The sequence below is a fragment of the Mycobacterium sp. IDUB_37 genome, from assembly GCF_055419245.1.
This window is the reverse complement of record NZ_JBVAXG010000006.1, coordinates 348,519-366,935: the sequence shown is the minus strand read 5'-3', so window position 1 is coordinate 366,935 and position 18,417 is coordinate 348,519. Positions and strand designations below refer to the sequence as shown.

Genomic DNA, 18,417 nt, shown 5'->3' with positions numbered 1-18,417 from the left:
GGGGTTATCAGATGAGCGTCATTGCGGGCGTGTTCGGAGCATTGCCGCCACACCGTTACAGCCAAAGCGAGATCACCGACTCCTTCGTCGAGTTTCCGGGTCTCAAAGATCACGAAGAGATCGTGCGGAAGCTGCACAAATCCGCCAAGGTGAACAGCCGCCAGTTGGTGCTGCCGCTCGAGCAGTACCCGTCGCTCACCGATTTCGGTGACGCGAACGAGATTTTCATCGAGAAAGCCGTTGACCTGGGTGTTGAGGCACTCATGGGCGCGCTCGACGAAGCCGGCCTCACACCCGGCGACATCGACATGATCATCACCACCACGGTCACCGGAGTCGCGGTGCCGTCACTGGACGCCCGGATCGCGGGCCGGGTCGGTTTGCGCCCCGATGTGCGCCGGATGCCCCTTTTCGGCCTGGGATGTGTGGCCGGTGCGGCAGGAGTCGGCCGGCTCAACGACTATCTGCGCGGCGCGCCCGACGGCGTCGCCGTCCTGATCGCGGTGGAGCTGTGCTCGCTGACGTATCCGGCGGTGAAGCCGACGGTGTCAGGCCTGGTCGGCACCGCCCTGTTCGGCGACGGAGCGGCGGCGGTCGTCGCGGTCGGTGACCGGCGCGCCGAGCAAATCCACGCCAGCGGCCCCGACATCATCGATTCCCGGAGCCGTTTGTATCCCGACTCGCTGCACATCATGGGCTGGGACGTCGGCTCCCAGGGCTTGCAACTGCGGCTTTCTCCGGACCTGACCGATCTGATCGAGCAGTACCTGCCCGACGACGTCAGTGGGTTCCTCGCCGGCCATCAGCTGACCAAGGACGACATCGGCGCCTGGGTCAGCCATCCGGGCGGACCGAAGGTCATCCACGCGATCACCAACAGCCTCGAACTGCCTCCGGAAGCCCTCGAGCTGACCTGGCGTTCGTTGGGTGAGATCGGCAACCTCTCGTCGGCCTCGGTGCTGCACATTCTTCGTGACACCATCGAGAAGCGACCGCCCAGTGGCAGCCCCGGCCTGATGCTGGCCATGGGCCCCGGGTTCTGCGCCGAACTCGTGTTGCTGCGCTGGCACTAGCTGCTGCGCTGGCCCAGGCGCGTCACGACTAGCGCCTCTCGACGACCTCGACACTCAAGCCCGGCCGCGGCGACAACGCGGCGAAATTAGCGGGTCGGATGCGTTGCGTCGGGAACCGAAGCGTGGTCCTGGCGATCAGTCGGGCCAGCATCACCGTCATCTCGGTAGTGGCCATCACCGCGCCGATGCACCGGTGTAGCCCGCCGCTGAACGGAATGAACTCATGCGGGGCGGGTTTGCGATAACCCGGCGAGTCAGGATCCCACCGTTGCGGGCGGAAGTCGGTTGGCTCCGGCCAGATCTCGGGGATCCGATGGGTGACGTAAGCGCTGAAGACGATCATCCGGCCAGCCCGGATCCGGTGCCCGTCGAACCGCAGATCGCGCATCACTTTGCGAGCCGAGATGACGCCCGGTGAATAGAGCCGAAGTGTCTCCTGCACAAGCCCATTCAGGTAGGGCAGGGCGGAAAGCTGCTGCGCGGTCGGCGTTCCGTCGCCCAGTACCCGGCTGACCTCTTCGAAAGCGGCGTCCCACGCTCCTGGCAGGGTCAGCAGCGTGTAGACCGCCCACGCCAGCGCGCCGCTGGTGGTCTCGTATCCCGCGGTGATGATCGACACGATCTGATCGCGAATCTCGTTGGTGCTCAGGGCGTGACCCTCGTCCGAGCGCCCGCTGAGCAACGCGGTCAACATGTGGTCGTCGGGTCGCGGCGCACCGCGGGCATCGGCGATCTCGGAGTCGATGAGATCGTCGATGCGTTCGCGGGCAGTCATCGCGCGTCGCCAGGCGGGGGAGTTGAGCCGCTGGTGTAGCCGCATCACCTGAGGCGGTATGTGCGTCAGGTCCAGCAGGTGCTGCAGTTGCGCGCCCAAAAAATCCGAATGTGCCGCCATTCGTGAACCGAAGAGGCTCTCGGCGGTGCTGCGCCGCACGGCTGAGCGCAGGCCCTGGTAGATGTCGAGGCGCTGCCCGGGCTGCCAGCCGTCGATCATCTCGTCGACGGTGGACACCATGGTGGCGACATAATCCTGGATCTGCCGGTGCCGCAGTCCGGGCGCCACGACGCTGCGCCGACGCCGGTGGTCCTCTCCGTCGCTGACGATCAGTGCGGTGGGTCCGTCGACGGGCGCCAGATTCTCGAACGTTTCCCGCCAACTGAAGGCATCGGCGTTGCCGAACACAAACTTATTCGCTTCCGGCCCAAGCAGATAAACGATGCCGTGCCGGCCGATTCCGGCATTGATCACCGCGCCACGACGCTTGTACAGCGCAAGCAGCGCTTCACCGGGCCGGTAGGGGACTGTCCGGTATGAGCTCATTCGAGCACCTCCGACAACTCCAGCCACTGGCCTTCCAGGGTCACGACCTCGCTCTCGAGGGTGCGCAATTCCTGGGTCAGTCGCGTGATGGCGACGTGGTCGGATTGATCGTGCTCGGCGAGTTCGGTGTGCTTGGCCGCGATCCGATCGGCCGCGCGGGCCAACTGGCGGTCGACGGAGGCCAACTCCTTCTCGGCGGCGCGGCGTTGTGCCCCCGACATCGAGTCCGTGGGCCGTACAGGTGTCCGGTCCACCGGCTTCGCCGGCGCCCGCGCGGCCAGTCGCAGGTAGTCGTCCACCCCGCCCGGCAGGTGACGCAACCGGCCGTCCAGGATCGCGTACTGCTGATCGGTGACGCGTTCGAGCAGGTAGCGGTCGTGGGAGACGACGATCAAGGTGCCCGGCCACGAGTCGAGCAGGTCCTCGGTGGCGGTCAGCATGTCGGTGTCCACGTCATTGGTGGGTTCGTCGAGAAGCAGCACGTTCGGCTCGGACAACAGGATGAGCATGAGTTGCAGGCGCCTGCGCTGGCCGCCGGAGAGCTCACCGACGCGCGACGAAAGCTTGCCGGCGAAGCCCAAGCGCTCGAGCAGCTGTGTGGGCGTCATCTCCTTGCCGCCGACCTCGTAGCCGGCCTGCAGGCGGCCCAGAATATCGGCGATTCGGTCACCGGCCAGGGCGATCAGCTCGCTGCCCTGTTGATCCAGCACGGCCAACCGGACCGTCTTACCGCGCTTCACCCGCCCGGTGGTCGGTTGGATGGTGCCGGCGATCAGACCGAGCAGGGTGGACTTGCCTGCGCCGTTGGCCCCGACGATCCCGGTGCGCTCACCAGGGGCGATCCGCCACTCGACCTCGTTGAACACTGGGCGGCCGTCGAACGAAACGGACACATCGAGCAGGTCGATGACGTCTTTGCCCAGCCGGGCGGTGGCCAGCTTGGCCAGCTCGACCGTGTCGCGGATTGGCGGAACGTCAGCGATCAGCTGATTTGCGGCCTCGATGCGGAACTTGGGTTTGGAGGTGCGCGCCGGCGCGCCCCGACGCAACCAGGCCAACTCCTTGCGCATCAGGTTCTGCCGTTTGGCCTCACTCGAGGCGGCCATCCGGTCCCGCTCGACCCGCTGCAGCACATACGCCGCGTAGCCGCCTTCGAACGGCTCGACGATGCCGTCGTGCACCTCCCAGGTGTTGTTGGCGACTTCGTCGAGGAACCAGCGGTCGTGGGTGACCAGCAGCAACCCGCCGGTATTGCGTGCCCAGCGTTGTTTGAGGTGTTCGGCCAGCCAGGTAATGCCTTCGATGTCGAGGTGGTTGGTCGGCTCATCAAGCGCGATCACGTCCCACTCGCCAACGAGCAACTGCGCCAGCTGAACCCGTCGTCGCTGGCCTCCGCTCAACGTGGAAACCATTGCATCCCAATTGATATCGGCCACCAGGCCGTCGACGACGTCGCGGATACGGGCGTCGCCGGCCCACTGGTGTTCGGGGCGGTCACCGACCAGCGACCAGCCCACGGTGTGGCTGGGATCAAGGGTGTCGGCCTGGCTCAGCGCGCTCACCCGCAGACCGCTGCGCTGAGTGACCCGCCCCGAGTGCGGCTTGATCTGTCCGGTGAGCAGGCTCAGCAGGCTGGACTTGCCGTCGCCGTTACGGCCCACGATGCCGATGCGGGCACCGTCGTTCACGCCGAGCGTGACCGATTCGAGTATCACCTGGTTCGGATATGCCAGGTGTATGGACTCGGCTCCGAGCAGGTGTGCCACTGGACTGAGGCTACCGGCCCGCAAAGTGAAGTCCGGACGCTCGGTTGATTGGCTACCGTGTGGCCCGACGGAATGCGACAATCTCACCCGTAAGGCAACGACGATGCAGGAAGCCGGTGAAAATCCGGCGCGGTCCCGCCACTGTCATCGGGGAGCGACCCTCACTAGCCACGGTCATATGACTGGAAGGCGAGGTTAGCGGCGATCCGAGAGCCAGGATACTCGCGTCGTTGCGTCCTGCTACCCGGGGCGGTGTACCCCGAGAAAGCTGATCGACGTCGATGTCTCTTCGTCTTTTCTGGCGCCTCCAATGGCGCAGTTAGTCTCGCCGGCAGGGGTTTTCGCCATCACCGCGGGCGAAATACGGTGACCGCCCCGATCTGGATGGCCGCACCGCCGGAGGTGCACTCAGCGTTGCTGAGCGGTGGTCCGGGGGTGGGTCCGATGTTGTCGTCCGCGGCGGCGTGGGCTTCATTGAGCGTCGAATACAGCGAAACCGCGCAGGAACTCGTGGCGCTCTTGTCGGCGGTGCAGGCCGGAGCTTGGGACGGCCCGACCGCTGCGACGTACGTTGCCGCTCACCTGCCGTATCTGGCGTGGCTGTTGCAAGCCGGCACCGACAGCGCGCTAATGGCCGCCCAACAGGAGGTCGCCGCGGCGGCCTGGGTCACGGCGCTGGCGGCCATGCCGACGTTGCCCGAACTGGCGGCCAATCACGCCACCCACGCGGTGCTGATGACGACCAATTTCTTTGGTATCAATACGATCCCGATCGCGCTCAACGAAGCCGACTACCTACGGATGTGGATTCAAGCCGCCACCGTGATGAGCAGCTACCAAGCGGTCACCACGGCTGCCGTGACTGCGGCACCGCTGCCGACGGCAGCGCCGGAAATCATGAAGGGCGACAGTCAGCAGGTCGGTGCCGCCGAGACATCGTCACTGCGGGACCAGTTCAACCAGTTCCTGCAGTGGTTGTGGGACCTGTACACCAAGTTCTACAACGAGGTCATCCAGCCGTTCAACAACTGGCTGCAGAACCTGCCGTTCTTCCAGGCGCTGTTCTCCGGCTTCGATCCCTACCTGGTCAGCCTGGGCAACCCGCTGACCTATCTCAGCCCGCTGAATATCGGGTTCGCCCTCGGCTACCCGCTGGATTTCGCTACTTACGTGGTCCTGCTGTCGCAGATGTTCTCATTCGTCGCGCTCGATCTCACTGCGGCGTTCGCCTCGGGTAATCCATTGACCATCGGTTTCACCATCATCTTCGTCACCGTCGAAATCTTCGGCACGGTGATCACCGACACCATCGCACTGCTGAAGACGACGCTGGAGAGCACTCTCGCGCTGACCCTGGCGCTGGTGCCGCTGCTGACGGTGCCATTGGTGCCGTTGGCCGCCGGCGCGGTACTGGCACCGATCGGCGTCAAAGCCTTGGTGGCGCTCGCGCCGGCGCCGCCACCGCCACCCCCGACGCCCGCTACGCCACCCCTGGCAGCGTTGGGCCCCAGCACTCCGACATCCAGTCCGGCCCCGACTCCAACCGGCGTCGAGGCGACGGCCCCGGCGCCATCGCCCGGTGCACCGCCGTCTACCGCAGCACCACCGACGACGACGGGTACGGGCGTACCCGCGCATATGGATGCCATGGGTTATCTGTTGGCCGACCTGAGCTCGGCAGCCAAGCGGGCGGCGGCCGCCCGCGCGCGAAAGAAGGCGACGGAGCCCGACAGCGCTGAGGAACCCGAGGCCGCGGCGGCGCCGCAGGAGCAGGCCAAGTCGCCGCGACGCCGTCGGGCGAAGGCCGGCCTGTTCGGCCGCGGTTACGAATACATGGACCTGGAGCCCGAAGCGGCGACGGCGTCGGCTACCGGCGGGAAATCCATTGGTTTCGCGGGCACCCTGCCCAACCGGGCGACCTCGGCGGCGACGGGGCTGACTGCACTGGCCGAGGATGAGTTCGGCGGCGGCGCACGCCTGCCGATGATGCCGCGAACCTGGGCTGGCCAGACCTCGCCGGACGAGGAAAGCCTGTAACAGTGGTGGGGTGCGACTGACGACGATCATCGCGGCGATCTGCGTCGTCGGTTGCCTGTCTGGCTGCGGTCCCGGCGATCGCCGCGCTGACGCGCAACACTTGCAGGACGTTATGGCAGGCATGCCCGGCGTGTCCTCAGCCCGGGTGAGCTACCACAACGATGTTGACCATGGCGTCGGCATCAATATCTTCGCGGCTGTTCCGGCGGCGACCAGCGAGCAGATCCGTGACCTCGTGGTCAGGATCAACACAGCTCGCCGCGACAGGTTTGCTGGATACGCGCAGAACGCGATGTTCGACATCACCGCCGACCACCGTGCCTTGTTGAGCCGGCTGGCCGAGCTGGACCCTGACCAGATTGCTGGTGACGTGACGCGACTGCGTCAGGTCACCTCACTGATTTCAGCGAACCAATTCGCCTGGTTCCGGAATGGATCCAACAGTGTGCTCGACCTGCGCGACGTCGCCACGCCGACGGCGGCCATCCTGCCCGCGTTGGTGGACACGGTCGGTTCGACGAACGTCGAAGTGGGTGTGGCACCCACGGTTTCGCCACGACCGTGGGGCGCCCGCTTCCCGTTCACGCATGACGAAAGCGACCAGCTGCAACAGCGGGTCGGCGGGCTGCCGGTTTCCGTACGCGCCGTCGGCACGGCAGGAGCAAAGGCAATCGTCGCCATTGATGTCGTGATCAGCGGGCCCGAGCATGCTGAGGCTGACGTGGAGAACACCGTTCGCTCGCTGGGACCAGCTGATCCGCTGGTGCTGACGTGGACCGTCGAGCGCGCCGGTTGGCAAGGCTCCGTAGTTGTCGACGGGTGCAGCGAAGCGGCGAGTCCGCCGGCGGTCGGGCCGGACGCAGTCGCCCTTCAGGCCGCAGTCCGGGCGCATCTTGAAAGTTGCCCGTCGCGCTGAGGCCTGTCAGGTGCGACGATGCATTCCCGTCGATCTGCGCCAAGGCCGATGTGCCATGATGTCCACGCTGGTCAAGGCCTAACTCTGGGAGTTCTGAGGAGCATGGTGGATCTCAATTTGTCGATGGTCACGCGACCGGTCGAGCGTCTGGTAGCCACAGCTCAAAACGGTCTGGAAGTCCTGCGGTTGGGAGGCCTGGAAACGGGCAGCATCCCGTCGCCCTCTCAGATCGTCGAGAGCGTGCCGATGTACAAGCTGCGGCGCTACTTCCCGCCGGACAACCGGCCCGGACAGCCACCGGTGGGCACGCCGATATTGATGGTGCACCCGATGATGATGTCGGCGGACATGTGGGACGTGACCCGCGAAGACGGCGCGGTCGGCATCCTGCATGCCAGGGGACTGGATTGCTGGGTCATCGACTTCGGCTCGCCGGACAAGGTCGAGGGCGGCATGCGCCGCAACCTGGCCGATCACATCGTGGCGCTGAGCCAGGCCATCGACACCGTGTACGAGGCCACCGGCCAGGACGTGCACCTGGTTGGCTACTCACAGGGCGGCATGTGGAGCTATCAGGTCGCCGCCTACCGGCGTTCCAAGAACCTCGCGAGCATCGTGACGTTCGGTTCCCCGGTCGACACCTTGGCCGCGCTGCCGATGGGTATCCCGGCCAACTTCGGTGCCGACATCGCCGATTTCATGGCCGATCACGTTTTCAATCACTTGAACATCCCAAGTTGGTTGGCGCGCACCGGTTTCCAGATGATGGACCCGATCAAGACCGCGCAGTCCCGTATCGACTTCGTGCGTCAGTTGCATGACCGGGAATCGCTGCTGCCGCGCGAGCAGCAGCGCAGGTTCCTCGAGCGCGAAGGCTGGATCGCCTGGTCGGGGCCGGCGATTGCTGAACTGCTCAAGCAGTTCATCGCCCACAACCGCATGATGACCGGCGGTTTCGCCATCAACGGCCAGATGGTGACGCTCACCGACATCACCTGCCCGATTCTGTCGTTCGTCGGTGAAGTCGACGACATCGGTCAGCCTGCTTCGGTGCGCGGCATCCGGCGCGCTGCCCCCAACACCGAAGTTTACGAATGTTTGATCCGGACAGGACATTTCGGTCTTGTCGTGGGATCGAGGGCGGCTCAGCAGAGCTGGCCGACCGTCGCTGACTGGGTGAACTGGATTTCCAGCGACGGCGACAAGCCGGCCACCATCGCCGTGATGGTGGAGCGGCCGGCGGACGCGACCGACACCGGCGTGGCTTTGAGCGCCCGGGTCGCACACGGCATCGGCGAGGTCTCCGAAGCAGCACTGGCGCTGGCCCGCGGTGCGACTGACGCCATCTTTGCGGCCAACCGATCCATGCGCACCCTGGCGGTTGAGACTGTCCGCACATTTCCACGGTTGGCCCGGCTGGGTCAGCTCAACGACCACACGCGAATCTCGTTGGGCCGCATCATCGAGGAGCAGGCACACGATGCCCCGCAGGGCGAGTTCCTGCTGTTCGACGGCCGCGTACACACCTACGAGGCGGTCAACAGGCGCATCAACAACGTCGTCCGCGGCTTGATCGAGGTCGGGGTACGGCAGGGCGACCGGGTGGGCATCCTGATGGAGACCCGACCCAGCGCGCTGGTCGCGATCGCGGCGCTGTCGCGGCTCGGTGGCGTGGCCGTGCTGATGCGCCAAGACATCGATTTGCCCGCCCAGGTTCGGCTCGGGAATGTGACCGAGATCCTGACCGACCCGACCAACCTCGAGGCCGCCGGCCAGCTGGGGCGCGTGCTGGTGCTCGGTGGCGGTGAGCTGCGCGATCTCGAGGTGCCCGAGGACGCCGACGTGGTCGACATGGAACAGATCGACCCGGATGCGGTGCAGCTACCTGCCTGGTACCGGCCCAATCCGGGCTTCGCCCGTGACCAGGCATTCATCGTGTTCAGCACCGGTGGCGGCGAACTGGTCGCCAAGCAGATCACCAACTTCCGGTGGGCCCTGTCGGCGTTCGGTACCGCATCGACGGCAGCTCTTGACCGCAAGGACACGGTGTACTGCTTGACGCCGTTGCATCACGAGTCTGCGGTGCTGGTCAGCCTGGGCGGCGCCGTCGTCGGCGGTACCCGCATCGCATTGTCACGCAGTCTGCATCCCGAGCGGTTCGTGGCCGAGGTGCGTCAATACGGCGTGACGGTGGTGTCCTATACCTGGGCCATGCTGCGCGATGTCGTCGACGACCCGGAGTTCGCGCTGCACGGCAACCACCCGGTGCGACTGTTCATCGGATCCGGCATGCCGACGGGTCTGTGGGAGCGCGTCGAAGAGGCGTTCGCGCCGGCTCACGTCGTCGAGTTCTTCGCCACCACTGACGGACAGGCGGTGCTGGCCAACGTGTTGGGCGCCAAGGTCGGTAGCAAGGGTCGACCGCTGCCCGGCGCGGGGCGGGTGGAACTCGGTGCATACGAACCCGAACTGGACCTGATCCTAGAGAACGACAGTGGCTTCGTCCAGGTCGCCGAGACCAACCAGATCGGTGTCCTGCTCGCTCAGTCGCGGGGGCCCATCGATCCGACAGCCTCGGTCAAGCGGGGCGTCTTTGCTCCGGCCGACACCTGGATCTCCACCGAGTACCTGTTCCGTCGCGACGAGGACGGCGACTACTGGCTGGCCGGCAGGCGAGGCTCGGTGATTCGCACTGCGCGCGGGATGGTCTTCGCCGAACCGGTCGTCGATGCGCTCGGCTCGATCAGCGTGGTCGACCTCGCGGTGACCTACGCCGTGCCCGTCGGGGACCGGGAACTGGCCGTGTCCGCGATTTCGCTGCGGCCCGGCGCGACGATCACCGCGGCCGACCTGACCGAAGCCGTGGCGAACATGCCGGTCGGGCTGGGCCCCGACATCGTGCACGTGGTCCCGGAGTTGCCGCTGAGCGCGACGTTCCGGCCCATGGTGAGCGCGCTGCGGGCGGCGGGAATGCCTAAACCGGGCCGCCAGGTCTGGTATTTCGAAGCCAGACATCGCGAATTCCACCGGCTGACCCCGGGTGCCAGTGCCGAGCTGAGCGGCAAAGAGGTAGAAGACGATGCTTGACGACGCGCTGCTGAAGATCCTGGTCTGTCCACAGGACCGGGGTCCTCTGCTGCTGGTCGCTGACGGCGCCGAGCTCTACAACCCCAGGCTGCAGCGTGCTTATCGCATCGATGACGGGATTCCGGTCCTGCTGGTCGACGAGGCGCGCGACGTCGGCGACGACGAGCACGCCCGCCTTACGGCGCAAGGAGCTCCGGCAGATCCCCAGTGAGGTAGCGCTGTAGGTTCGGGGCGATCGTTCTCGCGATCTGGTCGGTCGGCAGCGACGCGAACGGCTCGACCTTGATGATGTAACGCGCCATCACCACGCCCATCAGTTGCGACGCGACGAACTGCGTGCGGATCTTGCCGGTTCCAGGCGGATCGTCTACGCGCGAACCGATTTCACCGCCGATGATCTCCTGCAGGAACGAGCGGGCCAAGCCCACTTCGTCGCCCGAGATCAGCGAGCGCAAAGTCGCAATCAGCCCGGTGCCCAGTTCGGAGTCCCACAGCGGCAGCAACAGCGAGGGTAGTTTCAGTCCGAGTTCTTCGATGGGCGCTTCCCGCATCGGCGCAATCACCACCATGGGGTCGATCGGGAGGTGGATCGCGGCCGCGAAAAGGTCCTGCTTGGTGCCGAAGTAGTGATGCACCAGCGCCGCGTCCACGTTGGCGGCCTTGGCCACGGCGCGGATCGATGTCCGATCAATTCCGTTGAGCGCAAACAGCTCTCGTGCGCTGGCCAGAATGCGTTCGCGGGTGTCGGAGTTCCCCGCGGGTCGTCCCGGGCGCTTTCTCTTCGCGGATTCCGCCGCCATCAAGGGGTCCTTCGCCGCAATGTCGCAGCGGCCAGACACATTGATGCGAGGGCGAAGCCCAGGACGACGGCCATGTCACGCACGGTAGTCGCGGTCAGACCTGAGTGCGCGCCGACCTGTTGCAAAGCCTCCAGGGCATAGCTGGCGGGCATCGCATTGCTGATCCAGTGCAGCCAGTCGGGCATCGCGGTGCGTGGCACGATCACCCCGGCCAGCAGCAGTTGCGGCACCACGACCACCGGCATGAACTGCACGGCCTGAAATTCGGTGCGGGCGAAGGCGCTGCACAGCAACCCGAGGCCGACGCCGAGCACGGCGTTGATGATCGCGATCACGAAGACCCACAGCGGGCTACCCGCCGTCGTGAGTCCTAGTAGCCAGAACGAGACCACACATGCCAGGATCGCCTGTGCCGCAGCAGCAATGGAGAAGGCGGTGCCGTAGGCGGCCAGCAGATCCAGTCGGCGCAGCGGCGTGGTCAGTATCCGCTCGAGGGTTCCCGAAGCCCGCTCCCGCTGCATGGTGATCGAGGTGATCAGGAACATGAGCAGCAGCGGAAAAAGGCCCAGCATGATCAGGCAGGCGCCGTTGAAAGGCGTTGGCATGCCGGGTCGATGCGGGGCGTTCTCGAACATGAAGTACATCAGCGTGATGACCAAGCTGGGCACCAGCAGGATCATCGCGACGCTGCGGTGATCGGCGGCCAACTGGCGCAGGATTCGCGCCGTGGTCGCGGTGTAGCCCTTGAGGCTCAGCCGGCTTTTGGGCCGGCCAGCGGCACGGTGCTGCGCCGGATGATGGACAGAAACGCTTCCTCCAGTGACGTGCATGACGTGTCCTCTCGTAGCTGGGTCGGGGTGGTGTGCGCGACCAGATGGCCGTCGCGCATCAGCAGCAGGTCGTCGCAGTGGTCCGCCTCGTCCATGACGTGGCTGGATACCAGCAGCGTGGTACCGGCTTCGGCGAGTTCGGTGAACTGTTGCCAAAGATCAACGCGTAGAACGGGATCCAGTCCCACAGTGGGTTCGTCGAGGACCAGCAGTTCCGGCCCGCAGACCAGCGCGCAGGCCAGCGACACGCGGGTCCGCTGGCCACCGGACAGGTTGCCGCAGTACGCGGTTCGGTGATCGGTCAGCCCGACCCGTTCGATGGCGACGTCAGCGGCGTCGCTGTCGTAGCCGTACAGAGTGGCGAAGTAGCGGACGTTGTCGATAATCCGCAGGTCGTGATAAATCGTCGGGTCCTGAGGCACGTATCCCACGCGGCGGCGTAGCGCCGCGGATCCGGCGGGCTCGCCCAGCACGGTGACGTTGCCCGACACGACGATTTGCGTGCCGACGATGCTGCGGATCAGGGTGCTTTTGCCGCAGCCCGACGGGCCGAGCAAGCCGGTGATGGAGCCCCGTGCGATCTGTACCGAGAAATCGTGCAGGGCGGGGCATTTGCCCCGGATGACCCGCAAGTGCTCGATGCTGACCGCTGGCTCGTGGTGTTCCGCGAATAATTCATCGCGTGATGAACTCATCATGTGATGAATATCCGCCCGGTCGGCGATCGTTGTCAAGGGGAGGGGCAAAATTGCTCAGATGAGCGCCGAGGAACTGCTGGTCGATCCGGTCGCCGCCGCCCACCGCCTGCTCGGCGCCACTCTCACCGGACGTGGCGTCAGCGCCGTGATCGTCGAGGTCGAGGCGTATGGCGGGGTCCCGGACGGACCCTGGCCCGACGCCGCGGCGCATTCGTACCGAGGCCCAACCAGTCGCAACAGCATCATGTTCGGGCCGCCCGGGCGGTTGTACACCTACCGCAGCCACGGGATTCACGTCTGCGCCAATGTGACGTGCGGACCCGACGGCACCGCTGCCGCCGTGCTGATCCGGGCGTGCGTCATCGAGGACGGCACGGATTTGGCCCGGTCCCGACGCGGCGAGGCCGTCCGGGATGTCGCGTTGGCGCGCGGACCGGGAAACCTGTGCTCGGCGCTGGGAATCACGATGAACGACAACAAGCTTGATCTGTTCGATCCGAGTAGTTCGGTGCGGCTACGACTACAGGCCCCGTTGACGGCCGCCGTGGGACCACGGGTGGGAGTCAGCCAGGCTGCCGACCGGCCGTGGCGGCTGTGGCTCGCTGGCCGGCCCGAAGTGTCCGCCTACCGGCGAAGCCCCCGCGCACCGGCGCCGGGTACGAGCGATTAGCGGCTAGCTGGGTTCGGTCACCAAGTCATCGGAGTCGTCGGCCTCGTCGGATCGCGCGGCTTTGCGGTGGGCCGGGTCCAGCCGGCGCAGCAAGAACACGAACGTCAAAGCGATGGTCGGCGCAATAGAGCCGTAAAGGGCAGCCGGCGTTGCCATTTCGACGTTGTTCAACAACTGTGGGCTCAGCGCGATGCCGATTGCCACCACGGTGTTGTGCAGACCGATTTCCAGGCTGATCGCTATCGACTGCCGCGGTGCGAGGCGCATCCAGCGCGGGACGAGATAGCCGATCGTGAGGCTGACCGCGCAGAAGGACACCACCGCGGCGCTGAGGACGCCGACGTTGTGCCAAATCGTGGTCTGGCCCCCGGCGATGGCCGCGGCGATCGCGACCACCATCAGCACCGCCGCGAACACCTTGACCGGCGTCTGCAGACGGCGGGCCAGACCGGGGTAGCGGTGGCGTACCGCGATGCCGATCGCGGTGGGGATAAGTACGAGGGCGAACACCGAAAGGAACTTGTCGAACTGCAGCGGCAGGACTCGTCCGCCGTCGAGGAACCAATTGACCGAGAACGCCAGGATGGCCGGGATGGCGAAGATCGACAGCACCGCGTTGATGGCCGTCAGTGTGAGATTCAGCGCCAAATCGCCGCCGACCAGATGGCTGAGGATGTTCGCCATCGTCCCGCCCGGCGTGGCGGCCATCAGCATGAGCCCGACGGCCAGGTTCGGCGGGAGGTCGAGGGCCTCGGCGATCAGCAGGCACAGGCTGGGGAGCAGCAACGACTGGCAGAACAGCGCCACCAGCAACGGACGCTTGAGTGTCGCGGCGCGTCGGAAGTCATCGACGGTCAAGGTCAGCCCGAGGGCAAGCATGACCACCGCGACTACCAACGGAAAGAACTGGCTTTGCATCGCAAATGACATTACGGTCGCCGGCGCCGACACGCTTGCCGCGCCCGATCCTGAACGATGTCAGCCCAGGTCAGCTGAGAATCAGCCTGAGCGGATCGCGCTTTCATCGCGACACCGAGACCACCTTCACGACACGCGACATCGGGTGGTCCCAGCCATCCTGGAAGACTCTCGGGCATGGTTAGCGAGACTTCCGGGATCCTCGATGAGCTGAACTGGCGTGAACTGATCGCGCAGTCCACCGACCTCGAGGCGCTGGCCGCCGAGGCACAACGCGGACCGCTCACGGTGTACGCCGGGTTTGACCCCACCGCAGCGAGCCTGCATGCCGGGCACCTGGTGCCGCTACTGGCGTTGCGGCGTTTCCAGCGTGCCGGTCACCGGCCCATCGTGCTCGCAGGTGGGGCGACGGGCATGATCGGCGACCCCCGCGACGTCGGTGAGCGCAGCCTGCACGAGGCCGACACGGTTGCCGAATGGACCGACCGGATCCGGGGCCAGCTGGAGCGCTTCGTCGATTTCGACGACTCGCCGACGGGCGCGATCGTCGCGAACAACCTCGACTGGACCCGTCCGCTATCGGCTATCGAGTTTCTGCGCGACATCGGCAAGCACTTCTCGGTCAACGTGATGCTCGATCGCGACACCGTCCGGCGTCGTCTCGACGGGGAGGGCATCTCCTACACCGAGTTCAGCTACATGCTGCTGCAGGCCAACGATTACGTCGAGTTGCACCGCCGCCACGGCTGCGCGCTGCAGATCGGTGGATCCGATCAGTGGGGCAACATCATCGCCGGGGTCCGTCTGGTCCGTCAGAAGCTCGGCGCCTCAGTGCATGCACTCACCGTCCCGCTGGTCACCTCCGCCGACGGCAAGAAGTTCGGCAAATCGACCGGCGGCGGCAGTCTGTGGCTCGACCCGCAGATGACCAGCCCCTATGCGTGGTACCAGTACTTCGTCAACACGGCCGACGCGGACGTGATCCGCTACCTGCGCTGGTTCACCTTCCTGTCGGCCGACGAGTTGGCCGAACTGGAACAGGCCACCGCCGAACGCCCATTCCAACGCGCCGCCCAGCGTCGGTTGGCCACCGAACTCACCGTCCTGGTGCACGGCGAAGCGGCCACCGACGCCGTCGAGCACGCCAGTCGCGCACTGTTCGGGCAGGGGGAGCTGGACCGTCTTGACGAGGCGACGCTGTCCGCCGCACTGCGCGAAACCACCGTCGCCGAACTCAAACCGGGTGAGCCCGACGGCATCGTCGACCTGTTGGTCGCCAGCGGCCTGTCCGAAAGCAGGAAAGCGGCACGACGCACTCTCGGCGAGGGTGGCGTGTCGGTCAACAACGTTCGTATCGGCAGCGAAGAATGGACGCCGCAGCCAACGGATTTCCTGCACGGCCGCTGGCTCGTGCTGCGCCGCGGCAAGCGCAACATCGCCGGCATAGAACGGCTCGGCTAACCAGCGCCCAGTACGCCGACTTCGATGGCCGGCAACTTGTCATCGGCGGCTGCCACCGCGAATAGCGTTGCGGCGGTGTAGAAGGAATCGGAGGTCATCAGGCCGCGCTGTGCCAATTCGATGCGGTCGGCCGGAGTGCCCCATTGATTGCTGAAAAGCCGCTTGAGCTGATTCGGAGCGGGCCGCTGCAGATTCAAATGTGGCTTCTGCTTTGCCAATTCATCTCGCAGTGCGATCGCTTGTGCCACCAGGCCACGCCACTCGGGTAGCCGCGGGTCTTCGCGCAGTAGGTCCAGAAAGTGCTGAATCGCCGGCAGTGATCTGGAGAAGAAGAGGGTTCGGGTGGTCAGCCGCGCTGATACCGAAATCGGGTCACCGCTGAGGGTTTGGTTTTCGTCGGCGGTGAGCCATTGGGACCTGATCTGCTCGGGAAAGCCGGACTCATCAATGATGCCGGTGGCCAACGCGTAGTGGTGCGCGACGGTCTCCAGTGCGCGTTCATAGCTTTCGGCAACGACCTCGGCGGTGGCCCGGGCCGCCCGTTCTCGGACGCTCCCTTCGTCATTGGGATGCGCAGATGTCCAATGCCAGGCGGCCACCTGCTCCAGCCCGGGCAGATATGCCCAACGGTCGCTGGCGCAGATACTCAACAGCGACAGAACGTCGAGATCCAAGACGTCGACTACGGATTCGGTGTCCGCCAAAGCAACCGGTGTCGGCGGCGCCCACCGCTGTCGCCAGCGGTGTGACCACACGGTCGGTGGCGGGCCGGGCCGAGTCGCGACATCCATGCTGCCACCGGCCACCTGCCGCAACGCCAATACCGCGTCGGCGTGCTTGATGTCGACCCGCATCGCCTTCAATTGCTTTGCCAGGCTTCGGCTTTCCGATACACCCACGGCGTCCAACAGCCGGTTCCAGCTGCGTTGGCTGAAGGGCGTGCTACGCGCCGTTTCGATGATTTGGTCGGCGGTCTCAATCGAGAGCACGCCCGATTCGACCGCGCGTGAGGCGGTTTGGCGGATGTTCACCAACGCATCCACGAAAATCGGATAGCCGTCCTCTGGATCGCCGTGCACCATGCCCACTTCGTCGTCGGCTTCGATGAGCCCATCGCGGTACCCCTCGAAGACCCAGCCGTAGCCCTGCATTCCAAACGGATGCAGCTCGGCCGCCCGCAGCGCCCCCATGCTCGATGAGCCGGCGACGCGGACGCCGTCGTCGAGCAGGGTCAGCAGTTCTTTGTGCCGTACCGAGGCACTCTGGAAGAAGAGTCCGTCGACGATCAGCAGGGTGTCCTGCGGACCCAAGCCGTACCGAAATGCATCACCAAACGAAATCGGCGGCACTACTTCGGCATTGGGGATGACGGCCCGGATGTCCTCGACCCCGATGGTCGGTCCCGCGGTCACGACGATCCGCCCGTCGACTGTCATCGGTGCTCCTCGAGAGGCGTGCGCAACGGTGAGTTCACCGTCGCTGACATCCCTGGGGCAACGACCTTGACGACCGGTACGGACGCGTCGGGGAAGTCGCAGACCACCGCGAGCGGTTCGGCGCCGGCAACGGTGGCCACCGCTTTGGCCGCCGACGTCAGCAGGTCACCCAGTGAGTCCGTGCTGCTCATGTGCCACGGTGTGGGTTCGGCCTCGGGCATGGACTGCATCGACTTTCGGGCGGGAGCGTAGGTGTGCACCCGGGCGAACCGTTGGTAGATCGCGGACGGCAGGTCTTCGCGCGTCCCACTGATCGCCGTCAGTCGTGACTGTGCCGCTTCGGTAATCGCCCGCGAAAGTGCCACATTCGGGTCGTGATGAAGTCCGCTGCCGCTGAACGGGATCTCCATCGTGTTGGAGGTGATCTCGGCGGCAAAGCAGTAGAAGCCGTCCCAGGTGTCGATGCGCGCGACTTGCACCTCACTGTCGGCCCGATGAATCATCTCAACCAAATCGGCGCTGTCCGAACGGACGACATCCTCGAGTGACACTTCGAACAGAGTGGACCCGGGTTGGGCGGCGGCCATGCCGTGACGCTCCATGATCTCGTAGAGGCCGTGCAGAGTGGCCTCGTGGTAGCTATTGCCCGAAGCCAATCCCGTTGTGTCCATACCGAATATCGGCGGGCCCCAGCAATCCTTGACCGCAATATTCACCAAGGCCGCCAGCCAGGGAACCCAGGTTCGGCGACCGGTCAACAGTGTGGTCGCGACCACCCAGTCAAGCCGCGCGCCCGGATGGTAGAAGCTTCCCTCCGGACGATTCAGTTCGGCCGGGTCATAGGTCAGTGAATCAACGAGTTCTGTTGTGGGCGTTGATGATAGATCGGGTGCGAGGTTTTCGACGTGCCAGTTTTCCAGCGATTCCATGACCGCGGAAACCTGTGCGGCGCGATACGTGGTTGCTTTGCCCTGGCTGACTGACAGAGTCAGCGAGGCAGGCCGCACCGCCTGCACGGTGGGAATTCCGAGATCGTCGAGCCAAGTGAGATCGGCGACGCGAGTAATGCCGGCCGGTGCGAGCAGAGGTTGGATGGCGGTCCAGGTCTGCTCGGGGGAGATGATGCGGTGGGTCCCGGAGTGGTGGACGATCGTCAGCGGATCGGCGTGACCCAATACCCGTGTCGGCCAGGGTGACCAGTCGGGGCCGACTACCTGGTCAGTGCCGATCCCTTGCGGTTCTGACATGGCTTCACGCTACTCAGTCGGGGTTCGTCAGTTAAGGATTGCCGGCGAGGATTTAAGGCACAAAAAATTCCAGCGGGATCTCATCGCTAGGGGAGGGGGGAAACGATGAGACCCCGCTGGGAGTCGGGGGTGTCGGCGAGGATCTCAGATGTGGGGG

Annotated in this window: 15 protein-coding genes and 1 riboswitch; of the genes, 7 read left to right on the top strand and 8 right to left on the bottom strand. The window is 65.5% G+C overall.

From position 1 onward, the window contains the following. The first annotated feature begins 11 nt into the window (after window positions 1-11). On the top strand, window positions 12-1,073 hold the full coding sequence (locus tag ACZY1I_RS21965) for a type III polyketide synthase (protein ID WP_463757086.1): 1,062 nt from the start codon (window positions 12-14) through the stop codon (window positions 1,071-1,073). 28 nt (window positions 1,074-1,101) lie between these two features. Here the strand turns inward: ACZY1I_RS21965 and ACZY1I_RS21960 are convergent, their stop codons facing one another. Then, on the bottom strand, window positions 1,102-2,394 hold the full coding sequence (locus tag ACZY1I_RS21960; RefSeq protein ID WP_463757084.1) for a cytochrome P450: 1,293 nt from the start codon (window positions 2,392-2,394) through the stop codon (window positions 1,102-1,104). After that, entirely contained in the window at window positions 2,391-4,160 is a 1,770-nt protein-coding gene (locus ACZY1I_RS21955; RefSeq protein WP_463757082.1) for an ABC-F family ATP-binding cassette domain-containing protein, read from the bottom strand. The genes ACZY1I_RS21960 and ACZY1I_RS21955 overlap by 4 nt, the downstream gene beginning before the upstream one ends. A 63-nt stretch (window positions 4,161-4,223) precedes the next feature. Continuing rightward, window positions 4,224-4,404, top strand: a riboswitch (cobalamin riboswitch). 122 nt (window positions 4,405-4,526) lie between these two features. Here ACZY1I_RS21955 and ACZY1I_RS21950 point away from each other — a divergent pair. The 4 genes from ACZY1I_RS21950 to ACZY1I_RS21935 all read left to right on the top strand — a co-directional run bounded on the left by ACZY1I_RS21950 (window position 4,527) and on the right by ACZY1I_RS21935 (window position 10,411). Next, the gene (locus ACZY1I_RS21950; protein ID WP_463757080.1) at window positions 4,527-6,197 is read left to right on the top strand and encodes a PPE domain-containing protein; all 1,671 of its coding nucleotides are present in this window, start codon (window positions 4,527-4,529) and stop codon (window positions 6,195-6,197) included. Between the two features lie 10 nt (window positions 6,198-6,207). After that, complete coding sequence (locus ACZY1I_RS21945; RefSeq protein ID WP_463757078.1) at window positions 6,208-7,113, top strand: hypothetical protein; 906 nt, start codon at window positions 6,208-6,210, stop codon at window positions 7,111-7,113. A 102-nt stretch (window positions 7,114-7,215) separates the two neighbouring features. Then, a complete protein-coding gene (locus tag ACZY1I_RS21940) occupies window positions 7,216-10,200 on the top strand; it encodes an acyl-CoA synthetase (RefSeq protein WP_463757076.1) in 2,985 nt (994 codons plus the stop codon). Continuing rightward, window positions 10,193-10,411: a Trm112 family protein gene (locus tag ACZY1I_RS21935; RefSeq protein WP_463757073.1), complete on the top strand. Its 219-nt coding sequence runs from the start codon at window positions 10,193-10,195 to the stop codon at window positions 10,409-10,411. Before ACZY1I_RS21940 ends, ACZY1I_RS21935 begins: the two co-directional genes overlap by 8 nt. Here the strand turns inward: ACZY1I_RS21935 and ACZY1I_RS21930 are convergent. From ACZY1I_RS21930 to ACZY1I_RS21920, 3 genes are read right to left on the bottom strand one after another with little or no spacing between them, the layout of a single operon-like run. Beyond that, on the bottom strand, window positions 10,377-11,000 hold the full coding sequence (locus tag ACZY1I_RS21930) for a TetR/AcrR family transcriptional regulator (RefSeq protein ID WP_463757069.1): 624 nt from the start codon (window positions 10,998-11,000) through the stop codon (window positions 10,377-10,379). The two genes, ACZY1I_RS21935 and ACZY1I_RS21930, sit on opposite strands and share 35 nt — an antisense overlap. Beyond that, the gene (locus ACZY1I_RS21925; RefSeq protein ID WP_463757066.1) at window positions 11,000-11,830 is read right to left on the bottom strand and encodes an ABC transporter permease; all 831 of its coding nucleotides are present in this window, start codon (window positions 11,828-11,830) and stop codon (window positions 11,000-11,002) included. Before ACZY1I_RS21925 ends, ACZY1I_RS21930 begins: the two co-directional genes overlap by 1 nt. Continuing rightward, on the bottom strand, window positions 11,752-12,528 hold the full coding sequence (locus tag ACZY1I_RS21920; RefSeq protein ID WP_463757063.1) for an ABC transporter ATP-binding protein: 777 nt from the start codon (window positions 12,526-12,528) through the stop codon (window positions 11,752-11,754). Before ACZY1I_RS21920 ends, ACZY1I_RS21925 begins: the two co-directional genes overlap by 79 nt. A gap of 58 nt (window positions 12,529-12,586) precedes the next feature. Here ACZY1I_RS21920 and ACZY1I_RS21915 point away from each other — a divergent pair, with 58 nt between their 5' ends. Further along, on the top strand, window positions 12,587-13,198 hold the full coding sequence (locus ACZY1I_RS21915) for a DNA-3-methyladenine glycosylase (RefSeq protein ID WP_463757061.1): 612 nt from the start codon (window positions 12,587-12,589) through the stop codon (window positions 13,196-13,198). A 3-nt stretch (window positions 13,199-13,201) separates the two neighbouring features. Here the strand turns inward: ACZY1I_RS21915 and ACZY1I_RS21910 are convergent, their stop codons facing one another. Then, window positions 13,202-14,128: a bile acid:sodium symporter family protein gene (locus tag ACZY1I_RS21910; RefSeq protein WP_463757059.1), complete on the bottom strand. Its 927-nt coding sequence runs from the start codon at window positions 14,126-14,128 to the stop codon at window positions 13,202-13,204. 165 nt (window positions 14,129-14,293) lie between these two features. On the opposite strand from ACZY1I_RS21910, the gene tyrS reads away from it, so the two are divergent. Continuing rightward, the gene (tyrS, locus tag ACZY1I_RS21905; RefSeq protein WP_463757056.1) at window positions 14,294-15,577 is read left to right on the top strand and encodes a tyrosine--tRNA ligase; all 1,284 of its coding nucleotides are present in this window, start codon (window positions 14,294-14,296) and stop codon (window positions 15,575-15,577) included. Here tyrS and ACZY1I_RS21900 read toward each other — a convergent pair. Then, window positions 15,574-17,013 carry a TfuA-like protein gene (locus ACZY1I_RS21900; RefSeq protein WP_463757052.1) on the bottom strand — a complete coding sequence of 480 codons (1,440 nt, stop codon included), beginning with the start codon at window positions 17,011-17,013 and terminating at the stop codon, window positions 15,574-15,576. The two genes, tyrS and ACZY1I_RS21900, sit on opposite strands and share 4 nt — an antisense overlap. Then, window positions 17,010-18,260: a YcaO-like family protein gene (locus ACZY1I_RS21895; protein WP_463757048.1), complete on the bottom strand. Its 1,251-nt coding sequence runs from the start codon at window positions 18,258-18,260 to the stop codon at window positions 17,010-17,012. Before ACZY1I_RS21895 ends, ACZY1I_RS21900 begins: the two co-directional genes overlap by 4 nt. Window positions 18,261-18,417: the final 157 nt, after the last annotated feature.